General features: G+C 44.3%; 14 protein-coding genes. 12 read left to right on the top strand and 2 right to left on the bottom strand.

Annotated features, from left to right (window positions below):
• Positions 1–49 precede the first annotated feature (49 nt).
• From NST22_RS15100 to thrS, 8 genes are all read left to right on the top strand, one after another.
• Positions 50–1,072: a glyceraldehyde-3-phosphate dehydrogenase gene (locus tag NST22_RS15100; protein WP_003229459.1), complete on the top strand. Its 1,023-nt coding sequence runs from the start codon at positions 50–52 to the stop codon at positions 1,070–1,072.
• Positions 1,073–1,310: 238 nt separating this feature from the next.
• A complete protein-coding gene (gene speD / locus NST22_RS15095) occupies positions 1,311–1,691 on the top strand; it encodes an adenosylmethionine decarboxylase (RefSeq protein WP_003223584.1) in 381 nt (126 codons plus the stop codon).
• A 273-nt stretch (positions 1,692–1,964) separates the two neighbouring features.
• Complete coding sequence (gene nrdR, locus NST22_RS15090) at positions 1,965–2,423, top strand: transcriptional regulator NrdR (RefSeq protein WP_003223586.1); 459 nt, start codon at positions 1,965–1,967, stop codon at positions 2,421–2,423.
• 114 nt (positions 2,424–2,537) lie between these two features.
• Positions 2,538–3,956, top strand: a complete 1,419-nt coding sequence (dnaB, locus tag NST22_RS15085; protein ID WP_003229464.1) for a replication initiation membrane attachment protein DnaB — start codon at positions 2,538–2,540, stop codon at positions 3,954–3,956.
• A gap of 27 nt (positions 3,957–3,983) precedes the next feature.
• On the top strand, positions 3,984–4,919 hold the full coding sequence (gene dnaI, locus NST22_RS15080) for a primosomal protein DnaI (RefSeq protein WP_003229466.1): 936 nt from the start codon (positions 3,984–3,986) through the stop codon (positions 4,917–4,919).
• Positions 4,920–4,952: 33 nt separating this feature from the next.
• Positions 4,953–5,594, top strand: coding sequence for a TVP38/TMEM64 family protein (locus NST22_RS15075; RefSeq protein WP_003229468.1), 642 nt, complete (start codon positions 4,953–4,955; stop codon positions 5,592–5,594).
• 78 nt (positions 5,595–5,672) lie between these two features.
• A complete protein-coding gene (gene ytxC, locus NST22_RS15070; protein ID WP_003229471.1) occupies positions 5,673–6,518 on the top strand; it encodes a putative sporulation protein YtxC in 846 nt (281 codons plus the stop codon).
• Between the two features lie 397 nt (positions 6,519–6,915).
• Entirely contained in the window at positions 6,916–8,847 is a 1,932-nt protein-coding gene (gene thrS / locus NST22_RS15065) for a threonine--tRNA ligase (RefSeq protein WP_003229473.1), read from the top strand.
• A 40-nt stretch (positions 8,848–8,887) separates the two neighbouring features.
• Here thrS and NST22_RS15060 read toward each other — a convergent pair whose 3' ends face one another.
• Positions 8,888–9,670 carry an HAD family hydrolase gene (locus NST22_RS15060; RefSeq protein ID WP_004398978.1) on the bottom strand — a complete coding sequence of 261 codons (783 nt, stop codon included), beginning with the start codon at positions 9,668–9,670 and terminating at the stop codon, positions 8,888–8,890.
• 166 nt (positions 9,671–9,836) lie between these two features.
• Between NST22_RS15060 and lytS the strand changes: the two genes are divergently transcribed.
• The 4 genes from lytS (at position 9,837) to lrgB (ending at position 13,612) form a co-directional block, all read left to right on the top strand.
• The gene (lytS, locus tag NST22_RS15055) at positions 9,837–11,618 is read left to right on the top strand and encodes a two-component system sensor histidine kinase LytS (protein ID WP_003229477.1); all 1,782 of its coding nucleotides are present in this window, start codon (positions 9,837–9,839) and stop codon (positions 11,616–11,618) included.
• Positions 11,596–12,321: a two-component system response regulator LytT gene (gene lytT / locus NST22_RS15050; protein WP_003229479.1), complete on the top strand. Its 726-nt coding sequence runs from the start codon at positions 11,596–11,598 to the stop codon at positions 12,319–12,321. The genes lytS and lytT overlap by 23 nt, the downstream gene beginning before the upstream one ends.
• Positions 12,322–12,454: 133 nt before the next feature.
• Positions 12,455–12,895: an antiholin-like murein hydrolase modulator LrgA gene (lrgA, locus tag NST22_RS15045; protein ID WP_004399155.1), complete on the top strand. Its 441-nt coding sequence runs from the start codon at positions 12,455–12,457 to the stop codon at positions 12,893–12,895.
• A 21-nt stretch (positions 12,896–12,916) separates the two neighbouring features.
• Positions 12,917–13,612, top strand: coding sequence for an antiholin-like protein LrgB (lrgB, locus tag NST22_RS15040; RefSeq protein WP_003229482.1), 696 nt, complete (start codon positions 12,917–12,919; stop codon positions 13,610–13,612).
• Between the two features lie 31 nt (positions 13,613–13,643).
• Here lrgB and NST22_RS15035 read toward each other — a convergent pair whose 3' ends face one another.
• Positions 13,644–14,309: a hypothetical protein gene (locus NST22_RS15035; RefSeq protein ID WP_003229484.1), complete on the bottom strand. Its 666-nt coding sequence runs from the start codon at positions 14,307–14,309 to the stop codon at positions 13,644–13,646.
• Positions 14,310–14,314 lie beyond the last annotated feature (5 nt).

The following is a 14,314-nucleotide window of genomic DNA, read 5'->3' as shown; positions in this document are numbered from 1 at the left end:
TTTAGATAGTAACAAATTAGGATGGCATAATTGATAAGGGGTGTCCAACATGAAGGTAAAAGTAGCGATCAACGGGTTTGGAAGAATCGGAAGAATGGTTTTTAGAAAAGCGATGTTAGACGATCAAATTCAAGTAGTGGCCATTAACGCCAGCTATTCCGCAGAAACGCTGGCTCATTTAATAAAGTATGACACAATTCACGGCAGATACGACAAAGAGGTTGTGGCTGGTGAAGATAGCCTGATCGTAAATGGAAAGAAAGTGCTTTTGTTAAACAGCCGTGATCCAAAACAGCTGCCTTGGCGGGAATATGATATTGACATAGTCGTCGAAGCAACAGGGAAGTTTAATGCTAAAGATAAAGCGATGGGCCATATAGAAGCAGGTGCAAAAAAAGTGATTTTGACCGCTCCGGGAAAAAATGAAGACGTTACCATTGTGATGGGCGTAAATGAGGACCAATTCGACGCTGAGCGCCATGTCATTATTTCAAATGCGTCATGCACGACAAATTGCCTTGCGCCTGTTGTAAAAGTGCTGGATGAAGAGTTTGGCATTGAGAGCGGTCTGATGACTACAGTTCATGCGTATACGAATGACCAAAAAAATATTGATAACCCGCACAAAGATTTGCGCCGGGCGCGGGCTTGCGGTGAATCCATCATTCCAACAACAACAGGAGCGGCAAAGGCGCTTTCGCTTGTGCTGCCGCATCTGAAAGGAAAACTTCACGGCCTCGCCTTGCGTGTCCCTGTTCCGAACGTCTCATTGGTTGATCTCGTTGTTGATCTGAAAACGGATGTTACGGCTGAAGAAGTAAACGAGGCATTTAAACGCGCTGCCAAAACGTCGATGTACGGTGTACTTGATTACTCAGATGAACCGCTCGTTTCGACTGATTATAATACGAATCCGCATTCAGCGGTCATTGACGGGCTTACAACAATGGTAATGGAAGACAGGAAAGTAAAGGTGCTGGCGTGGTATGACAACGAATGGGGCTACTCCTGCAGAGTTGTTGATCTAATCCGCCATGTAGCGGCACGAATGAAACATCCGTCTGCTGTATAAAATAAGGTCATGGACACATTTTAAAGAAAAAACCCTTAACAGCATATTTCTGAAAAAACGCACCTTGCAAATTAGACTTAAACACAGTATACTATTTTTCGTGAACTTCTTGCTTGAGACTGTTTCGGAATTACTTAAAGGGTTAGGACCTCTCCGGACTAACTTTCCCCCGTGGTAAATGGCCGACCCAGTTGTTGGAATTTCACTTTTTAATTCTTGTTAAGGGGGGTCCATGACTATGGAAACAATGGGGCGTCACGTTATCTCCGAGCTATGGGGATGCGATTTTGATAAGCTGAATGACATGGATTTTATTGAAAAAACGTTTGTAAATGCTGCTCTAAAATCAGGTGCTGAGGTGCGCGAGGTTGCATTTCACAAATTTGCACCGCAAGGCGTAAGCGGAGTTGTGATTATTTCTGAATCACACTTAACGATTCACAGTTTTCCTGAGCACGGATATGCGAGCATTGATGTTTATACTTGTGGAGACTTAGATCCTAATGTCGCTGCTGATTACATTGCAGAGGCATTACATGCTGATACAAGAGAAAACATTGAAATACCAAGAGGAATGGGGCCTGTGCAAATTAAACAGGCGCAAGCGAAAGTACTATAAAGTAAATTGCGAACACAAAGGGAGCTGAAGCTAGAAAGCCATTATGCGCTTTTTAGCTTATGCTCCTTTTATTTTTATAAAGAAACGAGAGTGTCAGCTTTTTCTTTTTTCATTTTTTTTGTAAAATAAGAAGGAGATTTTCACAAACCACCTAATGCTATAGAAACAAATTTAACAACGGCTCTCCCGACAGATGCTGTCACATCTATTTTTAAAAGGCGGAGGCTGCCGAAAATACATTGCAGGGAACGATATAGTTGGGAGCTGATTTTATTGAAATGTCCTTCATGCCAGCATAACGGAACACGAGTCCTTGATTCACGGCCTGTGGATGACGGAAAGTCGATTCGCCGAAGACGCGAGTGCGAATCCTGCCACTACCGGTTTACGACCTTTGAGAAAGTGGAGGAAACCCCGCTCATCGTTGTGAAAAAAGAAGGTGTGCGTGAGGAATTCAGCAGAGAAAAAATGCTGCGCGGCCTCATAAAAGCATGTGAAAAAAGGCCTGTTTCACTCAAAACGCTTGAAGACATGTGCTTTGATATTGAAAAAGAACTTCGCAATCAAGGCTGCTCCGAGGTGAAGAGTGAGCTCGTCGGAGAAATGGTCATGGACCGGCTGGCTAAGATTGACGAAGTCGCATATGTGCGGTTCGCGTCCGTCTATCGGCAGTTTAAAGATATAAACGTCTTTATCGATGAATTAAAAGACTTAATAAAGAAAGAGCGTTAAAAGAGCTAAGAGGATTCTTCTAGCTCTTTTCTCATGTGCAAAATTGGCATTTGATAGATATAAGAAACGGTGTAAAATGAAAGGTAGAAACAAATTCGGAAGGTTTGAGAATGTATGGCTGACTATTGGAAAGATGTACTGCCTGTAGACCCGTATGTGGTTAAAAGCAGATCGATGCTGCAGGATATTGACAGACAAATTATTACACAACTGTACCAGCCCTTAATCGGCCCTGTTGCATTCTCTCTTTATATGACATTGTGGGGAGAGCTTGAACAAAACCGTCTGTGGGGCGGAGAGTCCACACATAGACAGCTGATGGGGATGACACAGTCCAACTTAAAAACGATCCATCAGGAACAGGGGAAGCTCGAGGGCATCGGATTGCTGAAAGTATATATGAAAGAATCCGAGCGGCAGGAGCGCCTCTTTATATATGAACTCCTTCCGCCGCTCAGACCAAATGAATTTTTTGAAGACGGAATGCTGAATGTTTTTCTGTATAATAGGGTCGGAAAAACGAAATATCAGCAATTAAAACAATTTTTTACGCACCCGGCCATTTCAGAAGATGCGAAGGACATTACGCGTCCGTTTAATCATGCGTTTGAATCGCTGCAGCCGAGTGAATGGAAGCTCACATCCGATATGGAGGAAACGGTAAGGCTTGCCGAGGGGTCCGAGTATACTTCTGTCGGACAGTCTCCGTCCTACACCATAACGGAGGATGTGTTTGATTTTGATTTGTTTTTAGCGGGACTTTCTGAGACGATGATACCGAGAAAAGCGATGACCCAGCAGGTGCGGGACACAATCAAAAAGCTTTCTTATCTGTACGGAATTGACCCTTTGCAAATGCAAAATGTTGTGATGAGCGCAATTGATGAGCGTGACGTCATTACGACGGAGGCATTAAGAAAAGCGGCGAGCGACTGGTATCAAATTGAAAGAAACGGACAGCTGCCCGATTTGGTGGAAAAAACACAGCCGGTGCATCTGCGTGAAGGCGAACAACCGGCAGAAGAGGATTCTCTGGATGGGAAGCTGATTGCATTGCTGGAGGCGATTTCCCCGAAGAAGCTTCTGCAGGACATTGCTGACGGAACAGAGCCGTCAAAAGCTGATCTGAAGATCATAGAAGAAATTATGTTCGAACAGAAGCTCGAGCCAGGCGTCACAAATGTGTTAATTTATTATGTCATGCTGAAAACCGACATGAAGCTGTCGAAAAACTATATCCAAAAAATCGCTTCGCATTGGGCACGCAAAAAGGTGAAAACGGTCAGGGAAGCGATGAAGCTCGCAATAGAAGAAAACCGCCAGTATCTTGAATGGGCTGAGGGAAAAACAAAGTCTTCGAAACGAAACCAAAAAGTGATTCGTGAAGAAAAGCTTCCTGATTGGATGACAGAAAAGGAAACAGCGTCCGATTCAGAATCCGGACAGCAGAAGCTGCATCCGCAGGATTTGGAAGAACAGAAGAAAAAGATGATGGAAGAAATGCAAAAACTGAAAAAATACTCTGCCTATTAAAGACAGAGATGCGGGGTGAAGGAATAGATGGAACCAATCGGCCGTTCCCTGCAGGGCGTAACCGGCAGGCCGGATTTCCAAAAACGTCTTGAACAAATGAAGGAAAAAGTCATGAAAGATCAAGATGTTCAAGCATTTTTGAAGGAAAACGAAGAAGTGATTGACCAAAAAATGATCGAAAAGAGCTTAAATAAGCTTTATGAATATATCGAACAAAGCAAGAATTGCTCCTATTGTTCGGAAGATGAAAACTGCAACAATTTGTTGGAGGGCTACCATCCGAAGCTTGTTGTCAATGGGAGGTCTATTGATATCGAGTATTACGAATGTCCAGTCAAACGGAAGCTCGACCAGCAGAAGAAACAACAGTCTCTTATGAAAAGCATGTATATCCAGCAGGATCTTCTTGGAGCGACGTTCCAGCAAGTTGATATCAGTGACCCAAGCAGACTCGCGATGTTTCAGCATGTTACAGACTTCCTGAAAAGCTATAATGAGACGGGAAAAGGGAAAGGATTATATTTATACGGGAAATTTGGGGTAGGAAAAACGTTTATGCTCGCTGCAATTGCCAATGAGCTGGCGGAAAAAGAGTATTCCTCCATGATTGTTTATGTGCCTGAATTTGTGAGAGAGCTTAAGAATTCGCTGCAAGACCAGACATTGGAAGAGAAGCTCAATATGGTAAAGACCACACCCGTATTAATGCTTGATGACATCGGAGCAGAATCAATGACAAGCTGGGTAAGGGATGAGGTCATCGGAACGGTGCTTCAGCACAGAATGTCCCAGCAGCTGCCAACGTTCTTTTCTTCTAATTTCTCACCTGACGAGCTGAAGCATCATTTTACGTATTCGCAGAGGGGAGAAAAAGAAGAAGTAAAAGCTGCAAGATTAATGGAGCGGATATTATATTTGGCTGCTCCGATCCGCCTTGACGGAGAAAACCGCCGACATCCATAATTGCTGTGGTTCAAAGGGGAAGGAACTGAGGGTATGAAACGAAAAACGGCTGTCAAATGGCTGGCAGTGCTTGCAGGTGCTGGTTTACTCTATTGGGGAAATAAAACGTATTTGAATGTATCGCCGAAAGAAATCAGGGTATGGGTATTGTCGTTCGGAGTCTTTGCACCTCTGATGTTTATCGGGATATCCATCGTCAGGCCACTTGTTTTATTTCCGGTGTCTGTTATTTCAATAGCTGGCGGACTTGCGTTTGGCCCGCTTCTCGGCACGCTTTATACGTTATTCGGTTCGATGTGCGCTTCAGCTGTTTCGTTTTTTGCGGCTGGTTTGTTTTCGGCGAAAAAGAACGGGCATTACGAAAGGCTTGAAGCCATACAGAAGCAAATGGAGGATAACGGATTTTTCTATATCTTTCTTTTGAGAATCCTGCCGATCAATTTTGATTTCGTCAGCTATGCGGCAGGCCTTTCCAATGTCAAAGCGCTGCCGTATTTTGCCGCAACGGCTGTGGGAATCATCCCTGGGACGATTGCGCTTAATGTGCTGGGTGCGAGCTTTTTGGCTGGCAATCTGCCCGCTTTCTTTATGGTGCTCGCTTTGTATATCGTGTTTATCTCATTGCCGTTCATCTTCAGAAAGAAAATGCAAAACTTGTTCCAAGAATCAAATTAAGATTTGCCAATGACCTTTACGTCTATTTTAAAAACATCCCCCATATACTTGTAACAGATGCCGTAAGGGGGGACAAACATGCTTGAAATAATCTTTGAAGATGACCATGATGCAGCCGCTTTTTTACATCTCATTCAGCATTCGGACGATCGGAACAATATCATTGTCCGTGAAGGCATACGAAAAATCGGGATTGAAAAAGCGAATCCGGCTTTTCCTATTCAGCGTTTTATGGAGCCGATTCTGGTCAAATTTTTTTTGGAATGCAAAGAAGACGAGCATATGCTGTCATTGATTGAGGAAACGTATTGTTTCACGGACCAGGATGAACAGCAGCAAATCCTTCAGCTCGCACACAGTATTATTGAAGGTGAAGCAGACGATCTTCCGTTTGAGCCGCTGAAGCTTTCACGGAAACAATCAATTTTGGATGAACTCCAAACGATCTGTTTAGAGGAAGGAGTATTTTACATTCGCTCCTTTCAGACCTTCCGACTTGGATCATACTATAAGCAGCTGAGAGATATTACAGAAGCAGCGATTGATGAATATAAGATGGAACAGGAATATCAAAACTTTATTCAAACACTCAGAGACTATGTGGACGCCAAACAGCCGCGAATCAAAAAAGTGCATATTGTCCATGATGGTTCCTTTACATTATGGGAGCTGCGCTATGTGCCGGAACGGGAAAAAATGAAATACATAGACAGAAGATTTGTCCGGGATCATCCTATGTATATTGATTCTCATTTGCTCGCGCCGCTGATTTCCATTGCGCCTGATGAAGTCGTGCTTTATACCGACCAGCCCGAGCACATGATGGCAAGGACCATTCAAAACGTATTTCAAGAGAGAGTGGAAATGCTCCCGCTGCATGCTTTTACAGATGCAGAAATACCGGTGAAGCACTCGGAAGGATGAGGGCCGGCAGCCTGTCTATTTAAGGCTGTCGGTTTAAAAAAAAGGAAACGCGATCGTGTTGATTTTTTGGATTGAACAATTTATAATACATAGGAGATTAAGAAAGACACACGTATTGATAAGGACACGAAGGAATGATACCGGCTCAAAGAGAGGGAAGCCCTGGCTGCAAGCTTCCCAGCTAAGGACCATTCGCTTTACCGCCTTTGAACTTCAGCTGTGAACCTCTTGAAAAGGAACAGTAATGGCTGACGGGAACTCCCGTTACAGAGCTTAGAGCCGCAGGTGCCGTGTATTGGCTTTGCGGAAAAAAGGGTGGAACCACGATTCCGTTTATTCAACCTCGTCCCTTTCATAGGGGGCGGGGTTTTTATATGCAAAAAAAGGAGTGACAAAGATGTCAGATATGGTAAAAATCACATTTCCTGATGGAGCAGTCAAGGAGTTTGCGAAAGGAACAACAACAGAAGATATCGCGGCATCCATCAGTCCGGGATTAAAGAAAAAGTCATTAGCCGGAAAACTGAACGGAAAAGAAATCGATTTGAGAACGCCGATCAATGAAGACGGTACAGTGGAAATCATTACAGAAGGCTCAGAAGAAGGTCTTCAAATTATGCGCCACAGTGCGGCTCACTTGCTGGCTCAAGCGATTAAACGCATCTACAAGGATGTTAAATTCGGCGTCGGTCCGGTTATCGAAAACGGTTTTTACTACGATGTAGAAATGGACGAAGCGATTACACCGGAGGATCTGCCGAAAATCGAGAAAGAAATGAAAAAAATCGTTAATGCGAACCTTCCGATCGTTCGAAAAGAAGTCAGCCGTGAAGAAGCGAAAGCCCGTTTTGCGGAAATCGGCGACGACCTGAAGCTTGAACTATTGGATGCGATTCCTGAAGGAGAAACCGTTTCGATCTATGAGCAAGGCGAATTCTTTGACCTGTGCCGCGGCGTCCATGTTCCTTCAACCGGAAAAATCAAAGAATTTAAGCTGTTAAGCCTTGCAGGCGCATACTGGCGCGGTGACAGCAAAAACCAAATGCTTCAGCGCGTATATGGTACAGCTTTCTTCAAAAAAGCTGATCTTGAAGAGCATCTTCGTATGCTAGAAGAAGCGAAAGAACGCGACCACAGAAAGCTTGGCAAAGAATTAAAGCTGTTCGCGAACTCTCAAAAAGTCGGACAAGGCCTGCCGCTTTGGCTGCCAAAAGGCGCAACAATCCGCCGCGTCATCGAGCGCTACATTGTCGATAAAGAAATCAGCCTCGGCTATGAGCACGTATACACACCTGTGCTAGGCAGCAAAGAGCTGTATGAAACATCAGGACACTGGGATCATTATCAGGAAGGCATGTTCCCTCCGATGGAAATGGACAATGAAACACTTGTATTGCGTCCGATGAACTGTCCGCACCATATGATGATTTACAAACAAGACATTCACAGTTACCGCGAGCTTCCGATTCGTATTGCAGAGCTTGGAACGATGCACCGCTATGAAATGTCAGGTGCGCTGTCAGGACTTCAACGGGTACGCGGAATGACGTTAAATGATGCACACATCTTTGTGCGCCCGGATCAAATTAAGGATGAGTTTATCCGTACAGTCCGTTTAATCCAGGATGTTTATGAAGACTTCGGTTTAAGTGATTACACATTCCGTCTGTCTTACCGCGATCCGGAAGATACAGAGAAATATTTTGATGACGATGAAATGTGGAACAAAGCGCAATCCATGCTGAAAGAGGCAATGGACGAAATCGGCCACGACTATTACGAAGCAGAAGGTGAAGCGGCATTCTACGGACCTAAACTTGATGTTCAGGTGAAAACTGCGATCGGAAAAGAAGAAACACTGTCTACGGTTCAGCTTGATTTCTTATTGCCGGAACGTTTCGACCTGACATACATCGGTGAGGACGGCAAGCAGCACCGTCCGGTTGTCATTCACAGAGGTGTCGTTTCAACAATGGAACGCTTTGTTGCTTTCTTAATCGAAGAACACAAAGGCGCGCTGCCGACATGGCTTGCACCGGTTCAGTTCCAAGTCATCCCGGTTTCTCCGGCTGTGCATTTAGACTACGCGAAAAAAGTGCAGGAACGCCTGCAATGTGAAGGCCTGCGTGTTGAAGTCGACAGCCGCGATGAAAAAATCGGCTACAAAATCCGTGAAGCGCAAATGCAAAAAATCCCGTACATGCTGGTGGTCGGTGACCAAGAAGCAGAAAACGGAGCGGTAAACGTGCGTAAATACGGAGAACAGAACTCTGAAACCATTTCACTTGATGAGTTTGTGAAAAAGGCAGTAGCTGAAGCGAAAAAATAAAATAAAAAAGCATGATCTCATTGAAGAGATCATGCTTTTTTTATTTCTCTAATATAGGAAACAAATCATGAAGGCTGCTGATGATGTAATCAGGCTTTACGTCAGTTTCGTTTTTCTTATCAGTCCGGTTGATCCAAACGGTTTTGATTCCGGCTCTTGAAGCGCCTAAAATATCAGTATTCAAATTATCGCCGACCATGATGGCATCGTCTTTTTCAATATTCATCAGCTTAAGGCAGTGTTCAAAAATTGAAACATCCGGCTTGCCCTTGCCGAATGCGCCCGAGATGACGATTTCATTGAAGTAAGGAGCGAGCTCAGGCACGCCGGCAAGCTTCTCCTTTTGCAGACTAGGATCGCCATTTGTCAAAAGCAATAATTCATACTTGCCTTTTAATTGATCGAGTACAGCAAAAGTTTCATCATATACAAACGGGCGCTTTCTGCGCTCTGCCGCAAAAAACTCTCCCAAGTATTCGCCATATGCAGGATCATCGATCCCAAGCGCTTTCAGTCCGTTGGTCCATGCATTTCTTCTGTACTCCGGCACAATCTTGTTCAGCTTTTGAAAGCCTTCACTGATTGGCTCTGAGAAATTGGACCACAGTCCTTCAAACGGGTTAATGCCGATCATCACTGTATATGGATACGTCTCATATGACATGTACAATTCTCTCGCCGCTTCGCGAACAGCTGCTTCGAATTCCTCAGGGGCAAGGCCATATTTTTTCTCCGCCTGTAAGCAAGTTTCTGCAAATGTTGTTCTGACGCTTTTTTCGTCCCAAAGTAGTGTATCATCTAAATCAAAAAATACGGCTTTCATGATCTTCTCCTCTGCTTCAGATTCAAATCTTTCTGCCAAAAGGCTCATGTTTTATTTTACAATAGATAAAAGCCTTGTGAAATATGTTTTCAGACGATTTTAAAAAAACAGTCAGCCGCAAAACGAAAACATGCTAGAATGAAAACGGAAAGAACAGGTGACATGAATGATTCATTTAATGATTATGATGCTGGAGAGAGTGGGGATTATTGTTATATTAGGGTTCATTCTCGCCCATACGAAACTTTTCAGACAAGCTCTTCAGAATCAGGACGGCTATAAAGGAAAAGCGATTTTAATTTCTATTTTTTCTCTTTTCAGCATCATCAGCAATTATACAGGCATCGAAATTCAAAGAAATATGATTGTAAACAATGACTGGGTGTTTACGATAGATCCATCGGGCTCTATCGCGAATACCCGTATTTTGGGCGTGGAAATCGGGGGCCTTCTCGGAGGTCCTTTTGTAGGGGCTGGGATCGGCATACTTGCGGGCCTGCATCGTTTTTCACTCGGTGGCAGCACGGCCTTAAGCTGTGCCGTCTCATCTATTTTAGCGGGTGTTCTTGCAGGCTTGATCGGCAGGTATTTTACGAAGCGATATCGAATGCCGACACCGCGCATCGCCGCTCTTGTGGGAATCGGCATGGAGTCACTGCAAATGATCATTATTTTGCTGATGGCAAAGCCGTTCAGTGACGCTTGGGAGCTTGTCAGCATGATCGGAATTCCGATGATACTCATCAATGGAACAGGCAGTTTTATTTTTCTGTCTATTATTCAAGCGATCATTCGCAAGGAAGAACAGGCAAGGGCTCTCGAAACGCATCGAGTGCTTACGATTGCTGATCAGACACTTCCATTTTTCCGCCAAGGATTAAATGAAAACTCCTGTAAAAGTGTAGCGGCTATTATCCATAAGCTGACAGGAACAGATGCGGTGTCTCTCACTGACAAAGAAAAGATCCTTGCGCATGTCGGTGCGGGAATGGATCACCACATCCCATCGAAAAGCTTGATCACCGGCCTGTCCAAAAAGGTGATTAAAACAGGGCATATTATGAAGGCGATTTCGCAGGAAGAGATTGAATGCACGCATGCTGAATGCCCTTTGCACGCTGCAATTGTCCTACCGCTGACATCGAACGGCAATACAATCGGCACCTTAAAAATGTACTTTAAAAGCCCGGCAGGCCTGAGTCAGGTAGAGGAGGAACTTGCCGAGGGGCTGGCCATGCTGTTTTCGACACAGCTTGAGCTTGGGGAAGCAGAGCTGCAAAGCAAACTTCTCAAGGATGCTGAAATTAAAGCGCTTCAAGCACAGGTGAATCCGCATTTTTTATTTAATGCGATCAACACGATTTCTGCGTTATGCCGTACAGATGTTGAAAAAACCCGTAAGCTCCTATTGCAGCTCAGTGTTTATTTTCGTTCAAACCTTCAAGGAGCGAGACAGCTGCTGATTCCGCTCTCAAAGGAGCTGAACCATCTTAACGCCTATTTGTCATTAGAACAGGCGCGTTTTCCCGGGAAATATAAAATTGAGCTTAATATCGACAGCAGACTGGAGCAGATTGAAATCCCTCCGTTTGTTTTGCAGGTGCTTGTCGAGAACGCGCTTCGGCACGCGTTTCCGAAAAAACAAGACATATGCAAGGTTACAGTCTGTGTCTTATCTGATGATGCATCCGTCTATATGAAGGTGGCGGATAACGGACGCGGAATTCCGCCGGACGTCTTGCCGGAACTGGGGAAGAAACCGTTTCCGTCTAAGGAGGGAACCGGTACAGCGCTTTATAACCTAAATCAGCGGCTGATCGGTTTATTCGGACAGCAGGCTGCACTGCATATCAGCAGTGAGGTTCATAAAGGGACAGAGGTTTCCTTTCAAGTGCCAATGCAACAGATGAAAGAGGGAGAAGAACATGCTCAGGGTGTTAATAGTTGATGATGAGATGCTGGCAAGGGATGAACTGGCTTACTTGCTTAAGCGGACCAATGATGAAATGGAAATCAATGAAGCGGAAAATATCGAATCCGCTTTTGACCAAATGATGGATCAAAAACCTGATTTGCTGTTTTTAGACGTTGATTTATCCGGAGAAAACGGTTTTGATATCGCAAAGCGATTGAAGAAAATGAAGCATCCTCCTGCTATTGTGTTTGCGACAGCGTATGACCAGTATGCGCTCAAAGCGTTTGAGGTGGACGCTCTTGATTATTTAACCAAGCCTTTCGATGAAGAAAGAATTCAGCAAACGCTGAAAAAATATAAAAAAGTCAATCGGGATATTGTAGAAACAGAGCAAAACAGCCATGCCGGCCAGCACAAGCTCGCGCTATCTGTGGGGGAATCGATTGTGATTGTGGATACGAAGGACATTATCTATGCCGGAACAGAAGATGGTCATGTCAATGTAAAAACCTTCGATCATTCTTATACGGTCAGCGATACACTCGTTGTGATTGAGAAAAAGCTGCCGGATTCTGATTTTATCCGCGTCCATCGGAGCTTTGTCGTGAATACTGAATATATTAAAGAAATTCAGCCATGGTTTAATTCAACGTATAATCTGATCATGAAAGACGGATCGAAAATACCGGTCAGCCGGACATATGCGAAGGAATTGAAAAAGCTGCTCCATATTTGATGGGCGGCTTTTTGCATTTCAGCCATTTGATTCTGCAACTCAGACCCGCTATACGGCATGTTATCTTGTAAGCGCTTTATAACAGGGAATTCTTATTTATAATGAGGGTACCAAAGAGAAAGAGGTGAAGAAAATGAGTGCTAAAAAAGTGTACGGGTTTTTAACACAAGCATTTATTTTTGCCGTCATTATGCTGGTTTCAAATATGATTGCCGCTATTGTCCCAATACCTATCCCGGCATCGGTTGTAGGGTTGGTCTTATTATTTCTCCTATTATGTTTGAAAGTCATTAAACTGGAACAAGTGGAGACGCTCGGAACGTCTTTAACCTCTCTGATCGGATTTTTATTTGTTCCATCAGGTATATCTGTTATGAATTCGCTTGGTGTGATGCAGCAATACGGCCTGCAAATTGTTCTTGTCATTCTGCTCGCAACGATTATTTTGCTGGGGGCTACGGGATTGTTTTCTCAGCTGATTCTGTCGCTGAGCGGAAAACGCAAAACCGAAGCGGACATGAAAACAAAAACAGTGCAAAGCCCGCAGAACAATAACGAACTCGTTCACCATTAAGGGAAACAGGAGGTTCTTCACATGGAAAGCACAATGAGTCCTTATTTTGGGATTGTCGTATCACTTGCTGCATTCGGCATCGGCACCTTTTTATTTAAGAAAACGAAAGGCTTCTTCCTTTTCACTCCTTTGTTTGTTGCCATGGTGCTGGGGATCGCATTTTTAAAAATCGGCGGTTTTTCCTACGCGGATTATAATAACGGGGGAGAGATCATTAAGTTTTTTCTTGAACCGGCAACGATCGCATTTGCAATTCCTTTGTACAAACAAAGAGATAAGCTTAAAAAGTACTGGTGGCAAATCATGGCCTCCATTATTGCCGGCTCTATCTGCTCTGTCACGATTGTTTATCTGCTCGCTAAAGGCATTCATCTCGATTCGGCCGTAATGAAAAGCATGCTTCCGCAGGCGGCTACAACGGCAATTGCGCTTCCTTTATCAAAAGGCATCGGGGGCATCAGCGACATCACAGCCTTTGCGGTCATCTTTAACGCTGTCATCGTATATGCGCTCGGAGCATTGTTCTTGAAGGTGTTTAAAGTGAAAAATCCGATTTCTAAAGGATTGGCTCTTGGAACATCCGGACATGCACTTGGTGTAGCGGTCGGGATTGAGATGGGAGAAGTTGAAGCTGCGATGGCAAGTATTGCTGTTGTCGTAGTAGGAGTGGTAACGGTTCTGGTCATCCCTGTGTTCGTGCAGCTGATCGGAGGATAAGCCAAGGCTGAATGCCTTGGCTTTTTTTATTTTATGGTGCGTCTTCGGGATCGATATACCCTTGTTTAATGCCCCATTCTACTTGATCGTCATGCCACTTTTTTCGTTCTTCATAACCATAACCATCGTCATCAGGAAGCTCTGAAGCTGGCTGTTGAATGGTTTTATCTGTCTGACTCGAGGAAGATGGTGGATCTTGACTATTAGATGAGGGTGCCTCAGTCTGCTGCCGTTGTGCCTGCGATTGCCGCTTTTTCTCAGCGTTCGCTTTCTGCTCTTTTTGGATTGCTGCCTGCCGCTGTCTTTCAAGTTCAGCTTGTCTTTCCGCTTCGGCTAATCGCTGTCTCTCTGCAGCCTGCTGCTCTGCTAATCGCTGTCTCTCCGCTTTTTCCTCCTGCTGTTTCTTTCGTTTCGCCTCCCGCTCTTTTTCAAGCTTTTTCTCAGCGGCGATTTGTCTTTGCTTTTCAGCTTCCTCTTTTGCCTTCCGCTTTCCTAACTCGGTAGCGAGTGGACTCTCGAACTTCATGTCCAATGAAACGGGTTTTAGTTTTTTTAGCTCTTTCTCCAGCTCCTTTTGAGGAAATGCTGCCGTTGTCTTAACAGTGGTTTCGACTTTTGATTCGGAAGATGTGCTGCTATTCGAGCAACCGGTTAACATCAATGTGAAAAATAAAGCAAGCTGTATCAGTTTGTTCATGTGTC

It is taken from the genome of Bacillus sp. PS237 (assembly GCF_037963345.1).
GTDB lineage: Bacteria > Bacillota > Bacilli > Bacillales > Bacillaceae > Bacillus > Bacillus subtilis.
The sequence above is the reverse complement of the archived record's forward strand: the minus strand, read 5'-3'. Positions and strand labels throughout refer to the sequence as shown.